We start from the raw sequence: 21,632 nt of genomic DNA, 5'->3' as shown, positions 1-21,632 counted from the left end.
GCCTAGGCCGTACGCAGAAAACGGTCGAGCACTCGGACGCCGAAGTGCAGCGCCTCGACGGGCACGCGTTCGTCGACGCCGTGGAACATGGCCCCGTAGTCGTAGCCCTCCGGCAGCTTCAGCGGCGAGAAGCCGTAGCCGGTGATGCCGAGCCGGGAGAACTGCTTGGCGTCGGTGCCGCCGGGCATGCAGTACGGCACGACGTGTCCCTCGGGCGCGAACTCCTCGACGGCCGCGCGCATACGGGCGTACGTCGGCGAGTCCACCGGCGACTGCAGGGCCACCTCGTGATGGTGGAACTCCCAGTCCACGTCGGGCCCGGTGAGCTCGTCGAGGGTGGTCCGGAACTCGTCCTCGAAGCCCGGGAGATAGCGGCCGTCGACGTAGGCCACGGCCTGCCCGGGGATGACGTTGACCTTGTAACCGGCCTCCAGCATCGTCGGGTTGGCGCTGTTGCGGACGGTCGCCTCGACCAGCCTGGCCGCCGGGCCGAGCTTCTGGAGCAGGCCGTCCACGTCGTCCAGGTCGGCGTCGAGGCCGTACAGCGCGGCGAGTTCGACGAGGGCGGCGCGGACGGTCGGGGTGAGCCTGAGCGGCCACTCGTGGGCGCCGATCCGGGTGACGGCCGCGGCGAGGCGGGTGACCGCGTTCTCCCGGTTGGGCCGGGAGCCGTGCGCGGCCCGCCCGCGTGCCGTGAGCTTCAGCCAGCCGGTACCGCGCTCCCCGGCCGCGAGGGGGTAGATCTGCCGGCCGCTGCCGTCGTGGACGGTGAACGCGCCGGACTCGCCGATGCCCTCGGTGCAGCCCTCGAACAGTGCGGCGTGCCGGTCCACGAGGAAGCCGGAGCCGTCCGCGGCGCTCGCCTCCTCGTCGGCGGTGAACGCGATCACCACGTCCCGGCGGGGCCGTACGCCCTCGCGGACCCAGGACCGCACGACGGCGAGGATCATCGCGTCCATGTTCTTCATGTCGACGGCGCCCCGGCCCCAGACGACGCCGTCGCGGATCTCCCCGGAGAAGGGGTGCACACTCCACTCGTCGGCCTGCGCGGGCACCACGTCCAGATGACCGTGGACGAGCAGCGCGTCCGCCGACGGGTCGCTGCCCTCGATACGGGCCACGACGTTCGTACGGCCCTTCGCGCGCTCCAGCAGCGCCGGTTCCAGACCCGCCTCGGTCAGCCGTGCGGCGGCGTACTCGGCGGCGGGGCGCTCCTGGCAGTCGCCGCCGCCGCGGTTGGTCGTGTCGATGCGGATGAGGTCGGAGGTGAACGTGACGACCTCGTCCAGTGCCTGCCCGTCAGCCATACTGCTCCTCCACCGCGGCCGAGGCGATCGTGGTGACCGCCTTGAAGGTACGGATTCCCTCGTACATTCGCTCGCTGGTGTACGCCACCTTGCGCTCGCCGATACGTTCGACGCCGGGGACGACGGTGACGGCCATCGCGAGGTGCTCGGCGTCGAACTCGACCGCGACGGTGAACGGGCCGCCCTGCACGGGTTCGTGACGGACCGCCAGCCCGGCGGCCTGACCGGCCGCGGCGCGGATGTCGGCGGCGGTCCTGGCCGGCGTACGGCACACGGCGGCGTACCGCGAGACATGGTCCTTCACGGCGACCTTCAGCGCCTCGGGCGCGTAGCCGAGCGCGTCCTCGCAGGCCAGGTCGTCGCCGGTGACGAGCACCACCGGTACGCCGTACTCGGCGACGACATGCGCGTTCAGCAGGCCCTCACTGGCCCGTACGTCGTTCAGCCACACCCCGGTGATGGAGTTCGGGAGGTAGGTGTGCGCGAAGACGCCCTCCATGCCGGCGCCCGTGTGGTAGCCGACGAAGGCGATGCCGTCGATGTCGCCGTGCTGCACGCCCTCGACCATGGAGAGCTCCTTGTGCCGGCCGGTGAGCATCTGGGCGCGCTCGTCGAGCCGTTCGAGCAGCAGATTGCGCATGGACCAGTGCGCCTCGTTGATGACGACGGCGTCGGCACCGCCGTCGAAGAAACCCAGCACGGCGGCATCGACGTCCGAGGTGAACATCCCCCGGCACCTTTCCCACTGCGGCGTCCCGGGAAGCACGTCGCCCGGCCAGGTCACACCGGTGGCGCCCTCCATGTCGGCGCTGATGAGGATCTTCATGCGGTCCGTTCCCTCGCAGGTCAGAGGCTTATCGTCCAGCTTACGACAGCAGTTTGCGACATCATGCGGTGAAACGTGCAGCGGTAACGGGGATCTTCATGCTGCTTCACCTTACGCGTCGACGCGGGAACTTCTTACGAGGCAGAGAGGGGGTCCACTCCTGAGACTCGGCACCTCAGAGAGCATGGACCTGAGGTCCCACATGCGTCCCGCAAGACTCCATTGAGAGGTAGAGCAAGCGCCTTCTAAGCGCTTGGCCGCAGGTTCGAGTCCTGCCGGGGGCGCCCAGTCTCCGCCCTCCCATCGGGAGGGCGTTTTTGCTGGTCACAGACCGTTTATCGGGCTCGGCGGAGCAGCTTCGTGGGTGCGGGTGGGCCCTCGGGCGGAGTCGGCGGGTGTCCGGCTGAAGACGATTTCGTCCGGCCTTCGGCGGGTGTTCTTCCCGAAGACTTCCCGAAGTTTCAGTGCGGTCTCTTGCCGTCGAACCGAGTGGGGGCGCCATGACCGTCCGCGTCATCCCGCCCGGCCGAAGCTCGGATTACCAGGCGTCGCCGCAGATGGCAGGGACACTGAAGCACATCTTCTTCGGGGATGTAGTAGTTGAACCGCTCCGGGTCTGATGGAGGCTCCGGACTGCCCCGAGTCGTGTGGAGTCGAGTTGCTTGGTTTCAGGCTACTGGCGGGGTGCAGAGTTCGTACTCCACCCATCCCGGAGCGGTTCATGGTCGTTCCTGCGTTGCCAACGTTGAATCAACCCGCCGACCCGGCAGTCAACGCGCCCCCGTAGCCGGATCGCTCCGCTGTAGGTCCGCACAAGCCTTGGCGACCTCCGACTCCGCACAATCGCTTGCCTCCTGGGCGCGGTCCGCCGCTCTTCTGCTCACGGCCAGGAAGCCAACAAGTGCTGCCACGAAACCGGCGAGCACGGCGCTGTAGTGGGCCGTGCGGGCGACCAGACGTGCCTGTCGCAGGTTCAAACGGGCGGCGGTCCGTCGCCCCTCCCGTCCTCGTCTGCCCGCCGAACCGGCCGCGTTCGCCGCGCCTGCGGCACAGAGTTCGGCGAGCACGGCGAGCGAGGATGCCAGGGGCACCAGACCGCCCAAGGCCAGACCAGCCGCCAGGGGGACCGAAATGACACGTTCCGATGTCGGATGCGTCGGCATGAACACGGTTGCCAGACCGTAGCCGGCCATGCCGAACAGCATGAAGGCGCCGAACGCGTTCCCGATCAGGGACTTGAGCGGCCCCGTCCTGCCTTCCTCGCCCGACGGCTCCTCATTGACAGGCGCCCTTCCGGCACGGCCCGGGCCTCCGACCGACTCGTGCTCCTCGATGCGCGCGGTCTGGTGGAAGGTTGGCCGGGACGAAGCATGGTGATGCACGTCCCCGATGACATCACCCGCGATGAAGATTCCGGGACCGTGGTTGTGCTGGTCCCCCATGGTCGATGGTTCAGGTGTCTCTGCCATGCGCCGCACCGTGGTTGATGGTGAGCCCGCCGGCGACACTGCCGTTAATGAAGGTGCCCGAGCCGTGGTTGTGTTGGTTGATCACTGTGGTCGGCCCGTCCCTTTCAACAAGCGCCCGCAGTTCCTCGAAGGCCGCGCGGTCCGCGCGTACGAGTCCTTCCAAGCCCAGCGCCCACCCAGCGGCAGCCCGGCGTGCCGCCTCGTCCCGCTCGGGCGCGGAACGCTCCATCACACTCGCACGATCCTGGTCGAGGCGCTCCAACTCGGCTGCGGTGTCCGGCTGGTCGCCTCGTCGCAGCAAGCGCCGCAGGAGGTCCCGCGCCTTCGTGTAGGTGTCTTGTGATGCCTGGCTGAGAAGTGCCGCGAACACTGTCGTCACGGCGAAGGTCAGCTCGTCCACGTGTGTCTTCTCCCCCACTGGTCCCAGCACTGTATCCGCGCGCGCAGACGTCGGCAGCCGGAACGGTTCATCCCGGATCCCAGTGGCCGTTAGGGCGTCATTCTTTTCAACCCACCCACGACGAAAGGGCGTTGGCAAGCGCCTGCCCGCCCTGTTGGACGACGGTTCCAGCCACCAAAGCGGGCAGGGCTTGAGCGATCCCCCTCAAGGCGCCGGCCTGCGCCTGGGGGTCAGCCGCGGCCAGCGAGGTGTCGACGGAATCCGTCATGGCCCGCAACACTGCCGCGTTGGCAAGACCTGCCTCGTTCTGCTCCACGTCGGTGCGGAAAGAGGCGAGGAGTTCACGTAGGGTCTCGATGTCGACGGCGCCCTGCACGGAGGCGGACTGGTACACGTGGGAGATGCTCTGCCCCACGACGTTCTGGTTGGGGGCGTTGTTGTTGCCACCGATGCTGATGCCCGAACCTCGTCCATGCTCCTCTTCGCGGCGGCCGCGTCCGAAGTTCATCACTTGCCTCCCTGGGTACCGTTGCTCTGGCCCACGCCGCGGATGTCGCTGCCCGCGACGTTCTGGATGGGCGCGTTGTTGTCGCCGTAGACCTGAATGTTGGTGATGACCGCGGCAACCTGCCGCTCGTACGGGGCGGTGTCGACGCCCACTTCTTCGAGGTACTCGGAGACGGTCCGGAAGATGCAGGTCTGCATCAGCACGACGTGCCGCTTGGCATCGTCGCTCTGGTGCATGTCGGTGACTTCCTCGGTGGAGTACCGGTCGCGCAGGCTGACCGGGTCCTTCTCCTCGGCCCTGCCATCCTCACGCTGTCCGCCGAGCCCGAGCCGAGTCACGAACCGCCAAAGCGCGACCGGGCCCGCGGCCGCGTCCAATATCGATTGGGCCACGAGCCAGCCGAACAGACGGAGACCGCGCTTGGCGACCGGCGCGCCGGCGACCCGCAGTTCGTTGTACACGGGCGTGATCACCTGTGGCCGGATGGTCAGCCGCAGTTCCCCCGCTTCCAGCGCAGCGTGCACGAACACGCTGACCACCACGTGTCCGTCCCAGCTGACGCACTGCGCACGCAAGTACAGCCGGTCCGGCATGCTGGACGGGGACCGGCGCCCCCGTCCCCGCAGGTCCGGCATTTCCAGCTTGGCCGCGCGAGTGCGCTGGAGCCACAGCGCTGCCGGCAGAGCCTGCACCTCTTTTACCGTGAACCCGGGAAGCGGATCGGTGATCTCCCGGGCCCCGCGTCCCAGTTCTCGGAGAGCCGCGCCTATCCTGCGCAGGAGTTCCCACTCACCGAACGACTTGACCGACTCCTCCGGGTCCCTGGGCTTGAGCGGGATACCAATGTCTGCGGCACCCCATACGTCGCGCCCGGCTCCAACAAAACGCTCCGGATGGTCGTACGGCAGCTCCTGCCATGTCTGTTCCCGACCAATCTGTGCCATCCGACGCCCACCCTTCGCAGCTGCCCAAGGCAACCGGCCGGACGCCACTCCTTCGCGGATGATCCCGCCAAGGGCAGCCCGCGCCACGAGTCGATCCCCGCCACACACCAGCGCGGCCCCAGCCAACAACGCAAAGGGCAACAGCAGCAGGCCGACCCGCAGACCGACAAACTCGCCGTCGACCGGCTGAAACGGAACCACCGCGAGCACCCACGGCACGCACAGCACGAGGTACGCCGAGCGAGGAGAGGTCGCCAGACGCGACTTCTTCACCTTCCGCTGCGCACGCAGCGCAGCCCACCGCATCACCAAGGCCACCAGGAAGACCCCACCCCACACAGCCGCAGCCCGGGGTGTCGTATAGGTCACGCCCGCGGCCACGAGTAACAGGCCGACCCACCGGAGCCACCTTCGCCGCCGTGCACTCAGGCTGTGTGCGACCACCGGCATGAGGTCGAATCCGTACGACGGCACAGGTACGGGCGGCCCGTGCAGGACGTGATCCAAAACCCACTGCGCCATGGGCTCACCCAAGGGCGGGCAGTCGTCGCTGCCCTCCAGGTAGATGCGTCTGCGCGTGCTGCGGCGGGGTTTGGCCGGCGCCTTGTCCTTGCCGCGGAGCCTTTGCCACCACGCCTTGGCAGACTTGACCCGGTCAGGCCGCGCGTAAACGGCCTGACACAGCAACCCGGTCACCTCCGACGCGGTCGGATCCACCTCACCAGAGGCAGCAGGAGCGGGTTGAACCGGTACCGCAGGCCCCTGGACCACGTCCTCCGCCGCACGTGGCCGCACACGCAGGCCCCACCCGAATCCCATCCCGCCCCCCGTTCGCCGGTACGGCGGGCATCTTCACGGCGAAATCCAGGAACCGCCAGATCGCAAACGCGACAATGCACGCAACTGACTTGGCGAGTAGGAGTTGACCGAATTCTGCCCCTCAAGCCACTCGGCAGCAGCGACGGGAAACGGCTGCTCTCTTGACCAGCCCCGTCTTGCGCTCCGAGGCGTCGCGTCCAAAGGGTCAGTGCTGCGAGACTTCCACCAGTCACTCAGCGTGCTTACGCCAGCGCATCCGTTGAGCCGGCCTCGCCATCTCTGGGGAGAATCTGGGGAGTACGAACAGCGCTGGGGAGCGCGTGGGGAGAATCGACTGCGTAACCCGACAGGACGCTGAAAGATCCAGACAGACGGATCAGCCCAGGTCAGCGACAGTTTCGACGGCATCACCGCAGGTCAGGGCCTTCCGGTAGACAACTTCCTGGTCATCGCCTCTCCCACCCGGCTGGGGCGGCCGTCCTCGGTGGCACAGCACGTACTGGAAAGCATGGACGCAACGTACGGGTGCCGTTCACCTCGTCTGCCGCCTACCCGCACTCGGTGGGGTGCCTGGTGCACCGCAGGGTCCCCTCGGTCTCCACCGTGCTGGAGTTGGCGTCGCTGGCTACCGTCAGTTCTAGATCGTTCACTCTCTTGGTGTCGATGCCGTCACCGCGTGCGCCGGTCCAGATGCCGACGATTCGGGAGCTGTCGCCCTTGAGGAACTGGGTCTGGTCGGAGTCGACCCGCTCGATGACCGCCTGCTGCCAGCTGCCGGCGATGTGCCGGGCACGGTCCACCTTGTAGGGCGGGGGGCTTCCTGCGGTCGTCTTGAGGCGCTGCAGTACGCCCGAGCGCCATTCTTCGGCCCCCGACTCGGGCATGTCGTCGGCAATTCCGTCGTAGTGGCCAAGGCCGGCGGCACAACTTCTGGCCGGCCCGCTGTAGACGGAGCCCGTGGCCTGTGTGGAGACCGCGGCCAGGTGCGTTGCGCACCCGCGGACGTGCGCGGCTCGCAGGTCGGCGTACGCGGCGGGGTCTTCGGACACCGCGCGCATGACGTTGATGAGGTCGTCGAGGTGCGCGGACATGCGGACGGTCTTGCCGTCCTGCCACGGGGCGCTGTCCTCTCGGTGCGTGTACTCGCCGTTGACGCCGCTGAGTATCTCGTAGGTGTCCTGGGCGTAGTCCGCCAGTGTGGCTGCGAGTGGGGCGCGCAGGTCCGCGGGGATGGAGGGTTCGTGGCGTTGCTCAATGTCTTCGCTGACCACGGCCAGGGTGGCCTGCACGGTGCGGGCTTCTGGGAGCGTGTGCCGTCCGGGAGCTGATCCGGTCGCAGCGTCCTTTATGGCACGGCCCAGGGCGCCGCAGTCCATGTCCTCGCGATATGCGTCACCGAGGGAGCGCTGGAGGGTGGCGTCGGACAGCACGGTTTCACAGTCCGGCTTGTCCTCCCGCGCGACAAGGGTATAGCCGACCGCCCCACCGCCGACCAGGACGAGAGCGGTCGCTGCCGCGGCGAGGAGAAGTTTGCGGCGGGGGCGTGCCGTCTGGGGTGGAGTGTTGTTGTTCATCGGCCGATCGCGTCGTTGGCCAGCTTCTCGCCGGTGGTGTGGTCATTGCGCATGTCGAATTGCAGGTCGTTGACGGACGGGTCGTCCATTCCCGGCATGCCGCGCCCATTGGCCCACTCGTCGACGAGGAACTGCATCTCCCGCTGGGACTTGAGGCTTCGGTCGGCGACCTCGGCGGCTGCCGCGTCGTTGTTGTAGCCCTTTTCCTCATTGGAGACGTCGTAGGTCCAGGCGTCCAGCATGCGCTGCGCGGCGTCGCCGATCCCGGGGACCATGGTCACCGGAGTGCCGGCCACGTGGTAGATGGTCTTGGCCTTCCAGTCTTCCTGGGCGTTGGCGCTGTCCCGCTTGTCGTAGATGACGTCCTCGCGCACGGCGTCGTAGGCGCCGAGAGCGGAGCCGCCCTTGCGGACGGGGTCCCGGACGGAATCGGCAGTGTTGCCGCCGTTGTCCTCCATCTGCTTGGCGATGTACGCCGTTTCGGCCTTGTGCATGGTGCCGTAAGCCTCCGGGTCCTCGGAGATCCCGCGCATCATGCGGATCAGCTTGTCCGAGTTGGGGGCCATGTGGGCGTCGTTCTTGTCGCCGAACAGGCCGTCGCCGCCTCGCCCATGCTCCTGCGGGGCCTCGTGCGTGTACGAGCCCTGGACTCCCGAGAGGATTTCGTGGGTGTCGTTGGTGTAGTCGGCGAGGCAGTTCGCCAGCGGTTGACGCAGGTTGGGCTTGATCTCCTCGTGGCCGGGTGCGGTGTCCATCAACTCGACGGTGTCGCGCATGACGCGCGCCTGGCCGGCCGTGTGCGGGGGGCCCGCGTCTTCGCCAGTTGTCGCGGCTTCCAGGAAACTGCCGAGGCCGACGCGGGTGTTGGAGGCGTCGATGTGGTCGATGTCTCCGGTCGGCTCCTGCCCGCGGTAGACCTCCCGGACCTCCAGGTCGGGCCAGTCGCGCTTGTTGAGCAGGTACTCCAGGCGCTTGTTGCCTCCGTCATCGCCCGGGTCGAGGTACGCGGTGGCCGTGTCCGGATCACGACTCATGATGCCAAGCATGTCGTCCACCGGGTCGATGACGGGAACGGGGTCGACATCGGCGCCGGCGTTTGCCTGGTCGTACTTGTTCCACAGGTCCGGGTGCTTCTTCTCGGCCGCGATGATGTCGTCGGTCAGGCCCGTGGTGAGCCGTGGCGGATATTCGGCGGTGTCACCGTGCTTCAGCAGAGTGGTCAGCGTCTGGTAGCCATACATCTGGGCGCTGTCGGGAGTCCGCTCGGTACCGAGTGCACGCATGTCCTTGCGCCACTCGTCCGAGAACTCCTTGTCCTTGTTCGCGGTGGCGATGTTGTTGGCCAGGGCGTGCTGGATGTTGTTGTACTTGTCCTTGTTCGGGCCGTCACCGGCGCGCTCCTGCTCCAGGTCCTGTGCCAGGCGAAGGGTGCCCTCGGGGCCGAGGTTGTCCAGGACCATGCGGCTGAATTCCGGGTCCTTCTGGTTGTGGCTCATCAGACGGTTGAGCTCGTTGAGTTCGGCGGGGGAGAGCTTCTCGCCGCTCTCGTACTTCTTCAGGAGCTTCGAGGCGCGCTGGGACTCGTCCTGGTCGACGGACTTGACCGTCTTGTCGTTGAAGCCCTCGTCACCGCCCTTGCCGGTGTTGCGCTTCAGGGCAATGGCGGCGGACTGGTCCGCGTCCGCGGCAGCAGTGAGGATGAGGACGATGCGGGCCTGGACGTGCAGGATCCTTTCCTCGTTCTGCGACGGCAGTACGCCTCCGGGGCCTCGGCGCTGGTCGCCTGCCTCGTCAGGGTCGATCAGGCTGACTTCGCCCGTGCCGCTGATCCTCACGCCGTTGCGCTGGGCGTCGGCGGCCAGTTCGTGCAGGTCCGCCTTGTACTTGCGCAACTCCTCGTAGGCGTCCTCCAGGACGGCGCGTATGCCCTTAGCCTCGGTGACCGCGTCACCGAACTCCTTCTCAGCGGCCGCGACCTGGGCCCGGGCGAACACTGATGTCCCGTCGATGCTGGTCCAGCCGGCCTGGTCGAAGGGCTTGACGACGCCGTCACCGAACCCCTGGCCCCACTGCTGGTAGCGGCGGGCGACATCGCTCCACTGGTCGGCGGCGGCTTTCAGAGAGGCGACGTCGAGGTGGTAGAGCTGTTCGTAGGCAATGCTACTCATGGCAGGTCCCTGTCAGTCGAAGTCGGGCAGCGAGGCGTGGACGGCATTCATCTCGGACTCATTCGCCGACTCCGTACGGACGTGGTTGTGCGCGGTCGTGATGCATTTGTCGCCGATGTCACCGCAGGTGCGGGCCAAACGGCGCGCCTGCTTGTCCCAGCTCTCCAGCGTGCTCATCAGTGACACACCGAGATCGCCGCCCCACAGGTCCCCGCTGAGGGACCCCACAGCCGCCATCATCTCCGCGTCCTCGCCGACGTCCCCGTTGGAGTGCACCAGGCTGGCCAGCTGGTTGGAGTTCTCACCGGCACGGTTCAGCGCTGCCGGATCGTCGACCCCGCTGAACCCGGTGGTCTGCACACCACCGTCGCCGCCGCTCGACATCGCCTGGATTCCACCGCTCCCCGTCCCCGCGGAGTAGGAGCCGCGCGCGGGGTCGAGGTCACGCACATCGACGGGCTGATCGGGCCCGGCGATGGGCGAGCTCGCAGGGACTGAGCCCGAGGTGCCGGCTGCGGGCGCCGGCATGGTGCGTATGCCATCGGTGTAGAGGCCGCCCGGATCGGGGTTGGCGCCGGGAGCGGGGTCCATGTCCCGCACGTCCCTGCCTGTGTCCGGCGTCGGCATTTGGTACGCGGTACGCGGATCCGGGCCCGTGTTCGGTGCGGATACAGGACGTACGTCACCCGTGTCAGAACTCATCGCTTCCCCCGTGCAAGTGACGCGCCATCACGTAGGACTGCACGTCAACAAACCATGATCGACCCATCGCCACCTTAACGACCTTTGCATCCCGTTAGTCAAGGGAAGCGGTTGAGTATGGCCGGGCACCTGCCATCGCGGTCGCCGCTTCGCTGCTGCGTACCGTCCGATGACGGCCCACGTGCATGTGCTGCCCCGCTGCGGTACTCAGCGAAGGGGGGTGCCGCCGGTTCAGCCTTTCGTAGCGGGGCCCGGAGAGTCCTGAGTGTCGGGCCGGATGCGCGGGAGCCGATAGGAGCGCACGACCGCGATCACACAGACGGCGACCGGAGCACCGGGGCCAGCCGGCCAGATCACGAACGGGTCGTGCCCAGGTCGCCTCGGCTTCCCCACCCCGGCCACGCAGGGCGAACTGCGCACGGACGGCACCGACGGCCGCGAACCATGGCACGATGCAAAGGTGCCCCGCCGCGCGCCGTCCCGCTGGGATGTCGGCTGGGGCTGGAGCGCCGGGAAGCCTGGTCGGCATGGGAGATCGCCACATGCCGAAAGGGGGTCGGCCGTGTCCGCCATCCAGGTCGCGCTCAACAGGGCGATGCGCCTCGACGGAGCACTCGGCGTCGCCGTCGTCGACTACGTCAGCCGCATGCCGCTCGGTACCCAGAGCCGCAGCGAGGATCTCGACCTGGACCGGATCGCACACGGCGGCACCGATGTCGTACGCACCCACCTCTCCGCCCTCCCCCTGTTCGGCCACAAGCCGGACCAGCTCGAGGACATCCTGATCACCCTCAACGGCCACTACCACCTCCTGCGCCCCCTGACCCGCCGAACCCACGAGGGGCTCTTCCTCCTGCTCGTCCTCGACCGCGAGCACGCCGATCCGGACGCCGCGCGCCAGGAACTGCGCCGGATCGAGGACCTGTTGTGAGAACGGCGGCCGGAAGGCACCTCGTCGAGCCCCATCAGCGTCGCCGCCACGTGCCGCCCGCGTGCGGCGGCAGCCCGCGCCCCGCGCACGGCGGGTGAGAGCCGCTCAAAGCGAGCCATTTCACCCCGCCGCCTAGGATGAGCCTCACAGGCCGGACCTGGGCACTCGTCCGGACGGCCCCCGAAGGCGAGCCGCTGCAAGACACGCTCACGCCGAGAGAAGGGGGACAGCCATGGGCGCGCCACGCCTGAGCAGTACGCCGTTGCCGGGCATCGGAGTCCGCTACGACCTGACGACACGGGAGCACCGCCGGCTGTCGGTGGTCGCCCACCGCGACGGTCACCGAACCATCAGCGCCTACCGCAAGGACGACCCGGACGCGTGCGCCCTGTCCGCCCGGCTGACGGCCGAGGAAGCGGCGACCCTCATCGACGCGCTGATGCCCGCCCACCACACACCCAACCTGCTGTCCACCACGGACCTCGGCCTGGTGGCCGAGCGCATCGAGCTGGAATCCACGTCGCACTGGAACGGGCGGCTTCTGGGCGAGACCCGGATGCGTACCGACACCGGCGTCTCCATCGTGGCCGTACTGCGCCGGGCCGAGGCGATCCCCTCCCCCACGCCGGACTTCCGGCTCGCCGGCGGTGACACCCTCATCGTCATCGGAACGCGCGAAGGCGTGGAGGCGGCCGCCGCGATACTCGGGCGGGAGTGACCCGCCGTGCACTCCTCCGCTGTCTTCCTGATCGAGTTCGGCTGCATCATCCTGGGCCTCGGGCTGCTCGGGCGGTTCGCCGGGCGCTTCCACTTCTCCCCGATACCGCTGTATCTGCTGGCCGGCCTCGCCTTCGGCAACGGCGGGCTGCTGCCGCTGGGCTCCAGCGAGGAGTTCGTCGCTGTCGGTGCCGAGATCGGCGTCATCCTGTTGCTGCTCATGCTGGGCCTGGAGTACACCGCCAGCGATCTGGTCACCAACCTCAAGACCCACTACCCCGCCGGACTCGTCGACGCCGTCCTCAACGCCGTACCCGGCGCGGTGATGGCGCTGCTGCTGGGCTGGGGTCCGGTCGCCGCGGTCGTCCTGGCCGGCGTCACGTGGGTCTCCTCCTCCGGCGTCATCGCCAAGGTCCTCGGCGACCTGGGACGGCTCGGCAACCGCGAAACCCCGGCCATCCTGAGCATCCTCGTCCTCGAGGACCTCTCCATGGCCGTCTACCTGCCCATCGTCACCGCTCTGCTGGTCGGGGCCGGGCTCGCCGCCGGCAGTGTCACGCTCGCCATCGCCCTCGGCGCGGCCGTCCTCGTTCTGGTCCTCGCGGTCCGCTACGGGCGCCACATCTCCCGCTTCGTCTCCAGCGACGATCCCGAGAAGCTGCTGCTCGTCGTCCTCGGCTTCACTCTGGTGATCGCCGGGCTCGCCCAGCAGCTGAACGTGTCCGCCGCTGTGGGCGCCTTCCTGGTCGGCATCGCCCTGTCCGGCGAGGTGGCTGAGGGCGCCCACAGCCTCCTCGCCCCGCTACGAGACCTGTTCGCGGCCGTGTTCTTCGTCTTCTTCGGCCTGAACACCGATCCCGCCAGCATCCCGCCCGTCCTGCTGCCCGCCCTCGCCCTGGCCGCCGTCACCGCCGCCACGAAGATCGCCACCGGCTACTGGGCCGCCCGCCGCGCCGGAATCGGTACCAAGGGGCGCTGGCGGGCCGGCGGGGCCTTGGTCGCGCGCGGTGAGTTCTCCATCGTGATCGCCGGGCTCGCCGTCACGGCCGGCATCGAGCCCTCCCTCGGCCCGCTGGCCACGGCCTACGTCCTGATCCTCGTCGTCCTCGGTCCCCTGACCGCCCGCTACACCGAGCCCCTGGCCACCCGCCTGCTCGGCCGGCGTCGCCGCCCGTCGACCCCGGCGGCTGAGGAAGCCGCGCCGTTGCCGCCGGACACGTACGAGAGCATCGAGGACCAGGACGCCGTCGGTCACGCGTGATCGACCTCGCGAGGGCCATCACCCCGCGTCACCGCCTGGAGGCGGACAACAGGCACCTTCGCGACGTCCCCGGATACGCTGCCTTCAGGTGTGCCGGGAAGTCTGGTCGGCGAACCCACCCCGCCTGCCCCGGAGCCGCTGATGCGTATCTTCCGCTTCCGTCACCGGCGCCGGTCCGGGCCGCAGGCCCTGCCGGGTCATGAAGTGGTACGGCTGCACGGAGACCTGGACACCCGAAGCGCCAAGGCGACGGGCCAACGGCTCGTCCGGCTCATCGATGCCGGGCCGATTGTCCTGGAAGTGGACCTGACGGACGTCAAGCACCTCAGCCCTGACGGCTGCCAGGCGCTGTTCTCGGCCCTGCGCGCCGCACGAGCCCGCGGCACGCGGCTGGTCATCACGCATGCCAACGACCGTGCGCTGTCGATCCTTCGCGAGATCGGCCTCTCCCGTGCTCTGTCGAACGGGAACAGCGACGCCCGCTAAGCGGGCCGAGGCGGCACAGCATGCCGGAATCCGGCAATGTCCGCCGCTCCAGGATGCGCGCTAAGGACCTGTCAATGCCGCGTAAAGAACGTGTAGGGTTCCCCGCGGTGTGCCGGGAAGTCTGGTCGGCGGTCTTTGACAGAGGTGTCTTTGCCGATCGGGGGTCCGGGTCATGGTGCTCGTCGTGGTCTTCGGGGTGGCGCTGCTGATCGCGGTGCTGCTGTCCGGGCTCGCTGCCCGGACGGTCCTGTCCACGTCCTTCCTCTTCCTCGTCGGGGGCGCGCTCGTCAGTGACGGGTTCCTCGGGCTGATCCACATCACGCCGGACAGCGAGATCGTGTCCGTCACGGCCGACCTGGCGCTGTTCGCGGTGCTGTTCACCGACGGCATGCACGTCTCCTTCCCCAAGCTGCGGGAGAACTGGCGCAACCCGGCCCGCGCCCTCGGTCTCGGTATGCCGCTCGCGTTCGTCGGCATGGCGCTGATCACGCACTACCTGGTGGGCCTGGACTGGACGACGTCCTTCCTGGTCGGCGCCGTGCTGGCACCCACCGACCCGGTGTTCGCCTCCGCGATCGTCGGGCGCAAGGAAGTCCCGGCAAAGCTGCGACAGTTGTTGAACGTGGAGAGTGGCATCAACGACGGGCTCGCCCTGCCGGTCGTGCTCGTCCTGATCGCTGCGGCGGGGCCGACCTCCGCTCACTCCGAGGCCGACTTCGGGAAGATCGCGCTGGAGCTGCTCCTCGGGCTCGTCTTCGGAATCGTCCTGCCGTACGTGGTGATCGAGCTCGTAAGGTTCCGGCTGCTCGGTGCCGAGCCCAAGCTGCAGCCGCTGCTGCCGCTGGCGATCGGCGTGATCCTCTACGCGGTCTGTCATCTCACCCACGCCAACCCCTACCTCGCCGCGTTCTCGGCGGGTGCCGTGCTCACCGCTCGCTCGCTGGAGGCGAAGGAGGCGTTCGAGCCGCTGGGCGAGGCGCTGGCGGAGCTTGCCAAATTCGCCGCGCTGCTGGTGTTCGGCGCGCTGCTGACTCCTCAGCTGTTCGGTGACCTGCCCTTCGGCGGATACGTCGCGGTGGTGCTGGCCATTGTGCTGATCCGTCCGGCTTCGCTGCTGCTGTCACTGCTCGGCACACGCTTCACCCGACGGGAGAAGCTGGTGGCGGCCTGGTTCGGGCCGAAGGGCTTCGCCTCCGTGGTGTACGGGCTGCTCGTGCTGCAGGCCGGGATACCCCAGGGCGAGGAGGCGTTCACCCTGATCGCCGTGTGCATCGCCTTCTCGATCATCGCGCACAGCTCCACCGACGTACCGATCGCCCGCCTCTTCCACGTCGACGACCTCGCGGGTGTGGACGGCGGCACCCCAGCATCCCGTACCAGCAAGGAGACCGGCCATGTCAGCGCGTGACCTCGCCGAGCCCTACCCGTCCGTCTCCACAGACGACGACGCCACCGAAGCGGCCCGGCTGCTGGCCGAGTACAAACTGCCCGCGCTGCTGGTCGTCGACCCCGACGGCCAGCCGTACGCCATCGTGCCCGGCTCCCAGCTCATCGGGCAGCTCGTACCCGAGTACGCCCTGGAGGATCCGCTCCTGGGCGCCGTGATCGACGACCGGGACCTCGACGACGTACGCGAGAAGCTCACCGGGCTCACGGTGGCCGAGTGGCTCCCGCGCCGCAGGTTCCTCCCGCCGACCGTGGGACCGGACGCGAGCGTCATGCACATCGCGGCCCTCATGGCCCGCACGCACACCCCACTGGTCGCCGTCGTCGAAAGCGACGGCGACCAAACCCGGCTCGCGGGCGCCGTCTCGGCCGCTCGCCTGATGGAACAACTCGTCGGAGGACCGTGAACGGCTGGCAGAGCTGGGCGGCAATCGCCGTCTTCGTGATCACGTATGGCCTGATCATCAGCGAGAAGATCCACCGCGTCGGCGCGGCCCTGGGCGGCGCCGCACTGATGCTGGCGATCGGGGCGACCGACGACAAGTCGGCCTTCTTCTCCGAGCACTCCGGCATCGACTGGAACGTCATCTTCCTGCTCCTGGGCATGATGATGATCGTCGGCGTGCTCAAAAAGACGGGCATGTTCGAGTACCTGGCCATCTGGGCGGTCAAGCGGGCACGGGCCAAGCCCTTCCGCGTGATGGTCATGCTCATCGTGATCACGGCCGTGGCGTCCGCCCTCCTGGACAACGTCACGACCGTGCTGCTGATCGCCCCGGTGACGCTGCTGGTGTGCGAGCGTCTCGCGCTGCCCGCGGCCCCGTTCCTCATCGCCGAGGTGCTCGCCTCCAACATCGGCGGCACCGCCACCCTGGTCGGCGACCCGCCGAACATCATCATCGCCAGCCGGGCCGGACTGACCTTCAACGACTTCCTGGTGCACCTCGCCCCGCTGTCAGCGTTCCTGACAGTGGTGCTCGTCGTGATGTGCCGCTTCCTGTTCCGCAAGTCCTTCGTCTACGACGAGACGCGCGCCGAAGAGGTCATGGCGCTGGAAGAGCGCGAGGCCATCAAGGACCCCCGGCTGCTCGTCCAGGGCCTGGTCGTCCTCGCACTGGTCGTCATCGGGTTCGTACTCCACCCTGTCCTGCACTACGAGCCGAGCGTCGTCGCCCTGCTCGGCGCGGGTCTCCTGATCGCGATCTCGTCCGTGGAGACCGGCGAGGTACTGGGCGAGGTCGAGTGGCCCACCCTCGCCTTCTTCGCCGGACTGTTCATCATGATCGGCGGCCTGATCGAGACCGGCGTCATCGGCGAGATCTCCAATGCCCTCGCGGACGCGATCGGCGACAACGAACTCGGCGGCTCCATGCTGCTGCTCGGCGCCTCGGCCGTGCTGTCCGGCATCGTGGACAACATCCCCTACGTCGCCACGATGGCACCGATCACCGCCGACTTGGTGAACAACATGGGCGGCGACCCCGACCACGTCATGTGGTGGGCGCTTGCCCTCGGCGCCGACCTCGGCGGCAACGCCACCGCCATCGGTGCCAGCGCCAACGTCGTCGTCCTCGGCATCGCCGAACGCAACCGACAGCCCATCTCCTTCTGGCAGTTCACCAAGTACGGCCTCGTCGTCACCGCCGTCACCGTCGCGCTGTCCGCGCTGTACGTGTGGCTGCGCTACTTCGCCCTCGTCTGACCGGAAGGTGACAGGCATGGTCGTTCCGCCTCAGCCGACGCACGGGGTTCCCCGGTCCGGGCACATGATCGTGTGCGGTGACGACGCGTTGGCCGAGCGGCTGGCGGCCGAGCTGAGCGCGGTGTACCGGGAGCAGGTCACCCTTGTTGTGCCGCCCGGGCGGCGTACCGGTCCGGCCGCCGGGCGCGCACAGCGCGTCTCGGCTCTGCTCGGCCGCATGCAGGCCGCGATGAACCGCGCCGACGGCGATGCCAGCGCTCCTCGCCTGCTGGAGGCGGCGGAGCTCGACATGGCCGCCCTGTCCGACGCGGGCGTACGCGAGGCCGCCGCGCTCGCCCTGGTGTATGACGACGACGAGACCAACATCCACGCCGCGCTGGCCGCCCGCCGCCTCAACCCCCGGCTGCGGCTGGTCATCCGGCTCTACAACCGCAGGCTCGGCCAGCACCTGGAGGAACTCCTCGACCAGGCCGCCGCCCTCGCCGTCCCCGGCCTGGACCCGGAGGTGCTGGACACCTCCACCACCGTCCTGTCCGACGCGGACACCGCGGCACCGGCGCTCGCGGCCACGGCCATCGCCGGCACCAGCAAGGTCGTCCAGGCGGACGGGCTGCTGCTGCGCGCTGTCGAACGCACCCCGCCGAGGCGCGGCGAGGTCGCCGACCCCGGCCTCTGCACGCTGGCCCTGCTGTCGTCGACCACCAACGACCCGGCCGGCGCGGAGGGTTCGGACGCCAGCGGCCAGGAGGGGCCCGCGCTGCTGCCGGACGCGGAGACGGTGGCCGCTGCCACCGGGCGCGGCACGGTGGCGCTGGAGACGGTGACGCACACCGCCTCCGCTCCCCCACCGGGTCGACTGACGGGACGGGGCCTGCCCTTCGGCCGGCTCTTCTCGCGCCGGCTGCGCTGGTCGCTGGCCGGGCTCGCGGTCAGTGTCCTCGGCCTGGCCGTCGCGTCCTGGCTGACCACCGGTGACCACCCGCTGCACGCCGCCTACCTCACCCTGCTCGACCTGTTCGCGATCGGCGACCCCGCGATCGGCGAGCCCACCGCCCGCCAGGCGCTACAACTCCTGTCCGGACTGGCCGGGTTACTCCTCCTGCCCGTCCTGCTCGCGGCCGTCCTGGAGGCACTCGGCACCTTCCGCACCGCCTCCGCGCTGCGCCGCCCGCCGCGTGGGTTGTCCGGCCATGTCGTCCTGCTGGGACTCGGCAAGGTAGGCACCCGAGTGTTGTCCCGGCTGGCGGAACTCGGCATTCCGGTGGTGTGCGTGGAGGAGGACCCGGAGGCGCGCGGCATCTCGCTCGCCCGCCGCCTGCGCGTGCCGGTGGTCGTCGGGGACGTCACCCAGGAAGGCGTCCTGGAGGCGGCCAAGATCCACCGCGCGCATGCCCTGCTCGCCCTCACCAGCAGCGACACCACCAACCTCGAAGCCGCTCTGTACGCCCGCTCCGTCAAGCCCGACCTGCGCACGGTCCTGCGTCTGTACGACGACGACTTCGCCGCCGCCGTCTACCGCACCCTGCGCGCCGCCCACCCCCGAGCCCTCACGCGCAGCCGCAGCGTCTCCACGCTCGCGGCCCCCGCCTTCGCCGGCACGATGATGGGCCGCCAGATCCTGGGCGCGATCCCGGTCGAACGCCGCGTGCTGCTGTTCGCCGCCCTGGACGTCGCCGGTCACCCCCAGCTGGAGGGCCGCACGATCGCCGAGTCCTTCCGACCCGGTGCCTGGCGCGTCATCGCCTTGGACACCGCCGCGCCGGACGAGCGGCAGCCCGACCTCGCGGCCACCCCGGCCCCGGGCGACGCCGACCGCCCCGCCGGCCTCGTATGGGATCTCCATCCGGGCTATGTACTGCGCCCCGAGGACCGGGTGGTCCTCGCCGCCACGCGACAGGGCTTGGCCCAGTTACTCGGCCGGCGGCCACAGCTCGGGACGCGGTCCGCCGACGCGTAGATCATGTCGCCAGGGCACTCCAAGAGTGCCGGAACCGGGCAGTGACGCTCTTCAGGTGGCCATGGGACCGTCGTCGCGTGCGGTGGTCGACGGAGCCGCCGGGAGGCGGGCCCTCGGGTTCCGGCATCCGGCAGACAAGGAGTGCGCGCGTGTTCGACTTGCTCTGGATATGCGGTTGGTCTGCGCTTGCCCTGCCTCTCGCGATCGCCTTGATCCGGGGCTGGGCTCCTAAGCGGGTCCGGCGGCACACCACTCCGTGGGGCATCCGCGTTCGGGGAGTGGCACTGCTGGTGTTCTGGGCGAGCGGGATGGTCGTTCCTCTCGCCCGGTGGGGCGGGCTGGACTCCGAGGACGTCACGTTTCTCACGTTCCCCGCGCAGTTCGGACTGATGATGTTCGGGGCGGGGCTCATGTGCGGTTCACAGCTCGGTGAGCGGTTCCACCGCCAAGCCATGCGCTCCTGGGCCGAGGGTGAGTCGCGAGGCGGTGGTGGCAGTACGCAGGGCCCGCAGCCCGTCGGCTGACTCAGCCCGTCTTCCACCCCCACCGGGTATCGATCCGCTCCCACTCGGCGGCCCACTGCGCCATACGCCGTCGCTCCAACCCCAGACGGACGGCCCACACGGCGCACCACACCATGCCACCCGCCCCGGCACCCACCACCGCCCCGCCGGAAATCGCGTGCGCCCGGGCCTCTCCCTGGGTCAGGGGACCGTCCGTGATCCGGCCATTGCCGTCCGTCCACACGGTGACATGGTTCCCGGCCTCGGCCCTGACCGGCACCCTGGCCTCGTCCGTGTGCGTCGAGCCGTCCGCCGCGGTCCACCGCACCGTCGCCCACACCCGGAAATCGGTCGCACCCCGCGCGGGCACCCGGCCCTCCGCGTCCTCGACCAGCACGGCCGGGACGCGACGGCGCTCCATCCGCTGCCCCTCGGCGTCCCGCTCGATCGCGGCGGCCGTCGCCAGCCCTGCGATCAGCCCGCCCACCAGGACGAACACCCACCCGGCGAGCACGACCCACGCCTCGATGAGATCACTGGGGCGTTTGAGCGGATTCCGCCGCCACCGCCACAGCCGCACCTTCGCACACCGTGACGCAGCCATCGGCCGACACCCCCTCGGGCTCTTGTGAGCACCGACAGCACACTTCCAGTGTGCTCCCGCCGAGCCCGCCGCGTATGTTTCGCGTCAATGTCCTGGCCCGCGCACCACGGGTGTACGACGCTGAGTGCAGGGACGTTTCCAGCAGATGAGGAGCCCGCCGTGCGCGCGCGTGACCTGGCGGTTGAATACGAGTCGGTGAGCGTCGACAGCGACGCCCTGGACGCCGCCCGGCTGATGGCCGAGCACAAGCTGCCGGGCCTGCTGGTCCTCGACGAACAGGGTGAGCCGAGGGCGATCCTGCCCGCCTCCCAGATGGTCAAGGTGCTGGTGCCCGCCTACGTGATCGAGGACCCGACGCTCGCCGCGGTCGTCGACGAGAAGCACGCCGACCGGCTGTGCCAGGCCCTGGCGGGCCGCCGTGTAGGCGACTGCCTGCCCAGCAAGGCCATGCCACCCCCGATCGCCGACCCCGACGACACGGCGCTGGAGGTGGCCGCCCTGATGGCACGGGTGCGGAGCCCTCTGGTCGCCGTCGCGTCCAAGGACAAGGCCGGGACACACCTCCTGGGGGTGATCACCGCCTCGCACCTCCTGCATGAGCTGCTCGGTGCCGCAGGGGCGTCGAGCGCCGCCTGACCGGCCGTCGGCCCCGCGCGCACAGGGCTACTCCAAGCCGGAAGCCCGACGGATCCCGCGGCACGACTCCCTGTCGATCCGCCGCCCGAGGCGCTCCAGCACAGGCATGCCGCGCCGCAGCGTGCCCCGCTCCAGGGAACGCCGGGCGCCCTGTTCGAGGTGGTGCCAGAGCAGGGGGTTGGCGGCCAGGACCCTTGGGTCCAGCTCCAGCCGCCCGCCGGACTCGTCGCGCAGCACCAGCCGCTGCCCGACCCCCTCGGTCATCCGCACGACAACGAGACGGTCGGTTCGCACCCTGCGGTGCCTCAGCAGCCCGCGTGCGTCGAGTCCGCCGTCAACCGCGCTGACACGCGGCGGCGTCAGGATGACCGAGAGCAGGGCGGCGAGCGCCGCCCACCACATCAGCCGTACGGCGGTGAGCTCCGCGAGCCCCCAGTCGAGCAGCACCAACATCCCGAAGAGCAGCGCGCCGCAGAGAAGGGCACTGCGCAACTCGCGCGCCCAGTAGCGGTCGTGGACCACACATGACGTCTCCCCATGGCGCACTCTGTCCGCCGGGGAACGCCTTCCGGTGCGCTGTCGCATACGGGCCAGGGTAGGACCGCCGACCAGACATGTCTCCCACCACGACAGGTGGTCTGGGGACGTACGGTCCTGTGGTCAAGCGGCCTT

At 69.2% G+C, this 21,632-nt stretch carries 21 protein-coding genes; 10 read left to right on the top strand and 11 right to left on the bottom strand.

Annotated elements, in window-relative coordinates:
* Nucleotides 1–2: 2 nt before the first annotated feature.
* The 9 genes from OG254_RS40850 to OG254_RS40810 all read right to left on the bottom strand — a co-directional run bounded on the left by OG254_RS40850 (nt 3) and on the right by OG254_RS40810 (nt 10,642).
* Nucleotides 3–1,307, bottom strand: coding sequence for a M20/M25/M40 family metallo-hydrolase (locus OG254_RS40850; RefSeq protein WP_405592427.1), 1,305 nt, complete (start codon nt 1,305–1,307; stop codon nt 3–5).
* A complete protein-coding gene (locus tag OG254_RS40845; RefSeq protein WP_405592425.1) occupies nt 1,300–2,133 on the bottom strand; it encodes a M55 family metallopeptidase in 834 nt (277 codons plus the stop codon). Before OG254_RS40845 ends, OG254_RS40850 begins: the two co-directional genes overlap by 8 nt.
* 770 nt (nt 2,134–2,903) lie before the next feature.
* Entirely contained in the window at nt 2,904–3,602 is a 699-nt protein-coding gene (locus OG254_RS40840) for a hypothetical protein (RefSeq protein ID WP_405592423.1), read from the bottom strand.
* Entirely contained in the window at nt 3,586–4,002 is a 417-nt protein-coding gene (locus tag OG254_RS40835) for a hypothetical protein (protein WP_405592421.1), read from the bottom strand. The genes OG254_RS40840 and OG254_RS40835 overlap by 17 nt, the downstream gene beginning before the upstream one ends.
* A 106-nt stretch (nt 4,003–4,108) precedes the next feature.
* Entirely contained in the window at nt 4,109–4,510 is a 402-nt protein-coding gene (locus tag OG254_RS40830; protein WP_405592419.1) for a hypothetical protein, read from the bottom strand.
* The gene (locus OG254_RS40825; protein WP_405592417.1) at nt 4,510–6,171 is read right to left on the bottom strand and encodes a hypothetical protein; all 1,662 of its coding nucleotides are present in this window, start codon (nt 6,169–6,171) and stop codon (nt 4,510–4,512) included. Before OG254_RS40825 ends, OG254_RS40830 begins: the two co-directional genes overlap by 1 nt.
* Nucleotides 6,172–6,821: 650 nt before the next feature.
* Nucleotides 6,822–7,847, bottom strand: a complete 1,026-nt coding sequence (locus OG254_RS40820; protein WP_405592415.1) for a hypothetical protein — start codon at nt 7,845–7,847, stop codon at nt 6,822–6,824.
* Nucleotides 7,844–10,015, bottom strand: coding sequence for a hypothetical protein (locus OG254_RS40815; protein ID WP_405592413.1), 2,172 nt, complete (start codon nt 10,013–10,015; stop codon nt 7,844–7,846). The genes OG254_RS40820 and OG254_RS40815 overlap by 4 nt, the downstream gene beginning before the upstream one ends.
* Nucleotides 10,016–10,027: 12 nt before the next feature.
* Entirely contained in the window at nt 10,028–10,642 is a 615-nt protein-coding gene (locus OG254_RS40810) for a hypothetical protein (RefSeq protein ID WP_405592411.1), read from the bottom strand.
* Nucleotides 10,643–11,279: 637 nt separating this feature from the next.
* Here OG254_RS40810 and OG254_RS40805 point away from each other — a divergent pair.
* From OG254_RS40805 to OG254_RS40765, 9 genes are all read left to right on the top strand, one after another.
* Nucleotides 11,280–11,648 (top strand): hypothetical protein, encoded by a 369-nt coding sequence (locus OG254_RS40805; protein WP_405592409.1) that lies wholly within the window; start codon nt 11,280–11,282, stop codon nt 11,646–11,648.
* 232 nt (nt 11,649–11,880) lie between these two features.
* Nucleotides 11,881–12,366 (top strand): cation:proton antiporter regulatory subunit, encoded by a 486-nt coding sequence (locus OG254_RS40800; RefSeq protein ID WP_405592407.1) that lies wholly within the window; start codon nt 11,881–11,883, stop codon nt 12,364–12,366.
* 6 nt (nt 12,367–12,372) lie between these two features.
* A complete protein-coding gene (locus OG254_RS40795; RefSeq protein WP_405592405.1) occupies nt 12,373–13,626 on the top strand; it encodes a cation:proton antiporter in 1,254 nt (417 codons plus the stop codon).
* 141 nt (nt 13,627–13,767) lie between these two features.
* Nucleotides 13,768–14,112 (top strand): STAS domain-containing protein, encoded by a 345-nt coding sequence (locus tag OG254_RS40790; RefSeq protein ID WP_405592403.1) that lies wholly within the window; start codon nt 13,768–13,770, stop codon nt 14,110–14,112.
* A 172-nt stretch (nt 14,113–14,284) separates the two neighbouring features.
* Nucleotides 14,285–15,520, top strand: coding sequence for a cation:proton antiporter (locus OG254_RS40785; protein ID WP_405592401.1), 1,236 nt, complete (start codon nt 14,285–14,287; stop codon nt 15,518–15,520).
* Nucleotides 15,507–15,965, top strand: a complete 459-nt coding sequence (locus OG254_RS40780; RefSeq protein WP_405592399.1) for a CBS domain-containing protein — start codon at nt 15,507–15,509, stop codon at nt 15,963–15,965. Before OG254_RS40785 ends, OG254_RS40780 begins: the two co-directional genes overlap by 14 nt.
* Nucleotides 15,962–17,260, top strand: a complete 1,299-nt coding sequence (locus OG254_RS40775) for an SLC13 family permease (protein ID WP_405592397.1) — start codon at nt 15,962–15,964, stop codon at nt 17,258–17,260. Before OG254_RS40780 ends, OG254_RS40775 begins: the two co-directional genes overlap by 4 nt.
* Before the next feature lie 64 nt (nt 17,261–17,324).
* Complete coding sequence (locus OG254_RS40770; protein WP_405595486.1) at nt 17,325–19,217, top strand: NAD-binding protein; 1,893 nt, start codon at nt 17,325–17,327, stop codon at nt 19,215–19,217.
* A 278-nt stretch (nt 19,218–19,495) separates the two neighbouring features.
* Nucleotides 19,496–19,741, top strand: a complete 246-nt coding sequence (locus OG254_RS40765; RefSeq protein WP_405592395.1) for a hypothetical protein — start codon at nt 19,496–19,498, stop codon at nt 19,739–19,741.
* Nucleotide 19,742: 1 nt separating this feature from the next.
* On the opposite strand, the gene OG254_RS40760 is transcribed toward OG254_RS40765, so the two are convergent.
* Nucleotides 19,743–20,324, bottom strand: a complete 582-nt coding sequence (locus OG254_RS40760) for a hypothetical protein (RefSeq protein WP_405592393.1) — start codon at nt 20,322–20,324, stop codon at nt 19,743–19,745.
* Between the two features lie 159 nt (nt 20,325–20,483).
* Between OG254_RS40760 and OG254_RS40755 the strand changes: the two genes are divergently transcribed.
* Nucleotides 20,484–20,960: a CBS domain-containing protein gene (locus OG254_RS40755; RefSeq protein WP_405592391.1), complete on the top strand. Its 477-nt coding sequence runs from the start codon at nt 20,484–20,486 to the stop codon at nt 20,958–20,960.
* A gap of 27 nt (nt 20,961–20,987) precedes the next feature.
* Here the strand turns inward: OG254_RS40755 and OG254_RS40750 are convergent, their stop codons facing one another.
* Nucleotides 20,988–21,545, bottom strand: a complete 558-nt coding sequence (locus tag OG254_RS40750; RefSeq protein ID WP_405592389.1) for a hypothetical protein — start codon at nt 21,543–21,545, stop codon at nt 20,988–20,990.
* Nucleotides 21,546–21,632 lie beyond the last annotated feature (87 nt).

The organism is Streptomyces sp. NBC_01092, from assembly GCF_045039535.1.
GTDB lineage: Bacteria > Actinomycetota > Actinomycetes > Streptomycetales > Streptomycetaceae > Streptomyces.
This window is presented reverse-complemented; position numbering and strand designations above follow the sequence as displayed.

Bases quoted from the DNA above. Each gene is read 5' to 3' on its own strand.
- OG254_RS40850 (WP_405592427.1), bottom strand. From the start codon at position 1,307: ATGGCTGACGGGCAGGCACTGGACGAGGTCGTCACGTTCACCTCCGAC.
- OG254_RS40845 (WP_405592425.1), bottom strand. From the start codon at position 2,133: ATGAAGATCCTCATCAGCGCCGACATGGAGGGCGCCACCGGTGTGACC.
- OG254_RS40840 (WP_405592423.1), bottom strand. From the start codon at position 3,602: ATGGCAGAGACACCTGAACCATCGACCATGGGGGACCAGCACAACCAC.
- OG254_RS40830 (WP_405592419.1), bottom strand. From the start codon at position 4,510: ATGAACTTCGGACGCGGCCGCCGCGAAGAGGAGCATGGACGAGGTTCG.
- OG254_RS40820 (WP_405592415.1), bottom strand. From the start codon at position 7,847: ATGAACAACAACACTCCACCCCAGACGGCACGCCCCCGCCGCAAACTT.
- OG254_RS40815 (WP_405592413.1), bottom strand. From the start codon at position 10,015: ATGAGTAGCATTGCCTACGAACAGCTCTACCACCTCGACGTCGCCTCT.
- OG254_RS40810 (WP_405592411.1), bottom strand. From the start codon at position 10,642: ATGCCGACGCCGGACACAGGCAGGGACGTGCGGGACATGGACCCCGCT.
- OG254_RS40800 (WP_405592407.1), top strand. From the start codon at position 11,881: ATGGGCGCGCCACGCCTGAGCAGTACGCCGTTGCCGGGCATCGGAGTC.
- OG254_RS40790 (WP_405592403.1), top strand. From the start codon at position 13,768: ATGCGTATCTTCCGCTTCCGTCACCGGCGCCGGTCCGGGCCGCAGGCC.
- OG254_RS40785 (WP_405592401.1), top strand. From the start codon at position 14,285: ATGGTGCTCGTCGTGGTCTTCGGGGTGGCGCTGCTGATCGCGGTGCTG.
- OG254_RS40780 (WP_405592399.1), top strand. From the start codon at position 15,507: ATGTCAGCGCGTGACCTCGCCGAGCCCTACCCGTCCGTCTCCACAGAC.
- OG254_RS40770 (WP_405595486.1), top strand. From the start codon at position 17,325: ATGATCGTGTGCGGTGACGACGCGTTGGCCGAGCGGCTGGCGGCCGAG.
- OG254_RS40760 (WP_405592393.1), bottom strand. From the start codon at position 20,324: ATGGCTGCGTCACGGTGTGCGAAGGTGCGGCTGTGGCGGTGGCGGCGG.
- OG254_RS40750 (WP_405592389.1), bottom strand. From the start codon at position 21,545: ATGCGACAGCGCACCGGAAGGCGTTCCCCGGCGGACAGAGTGCGCCAT.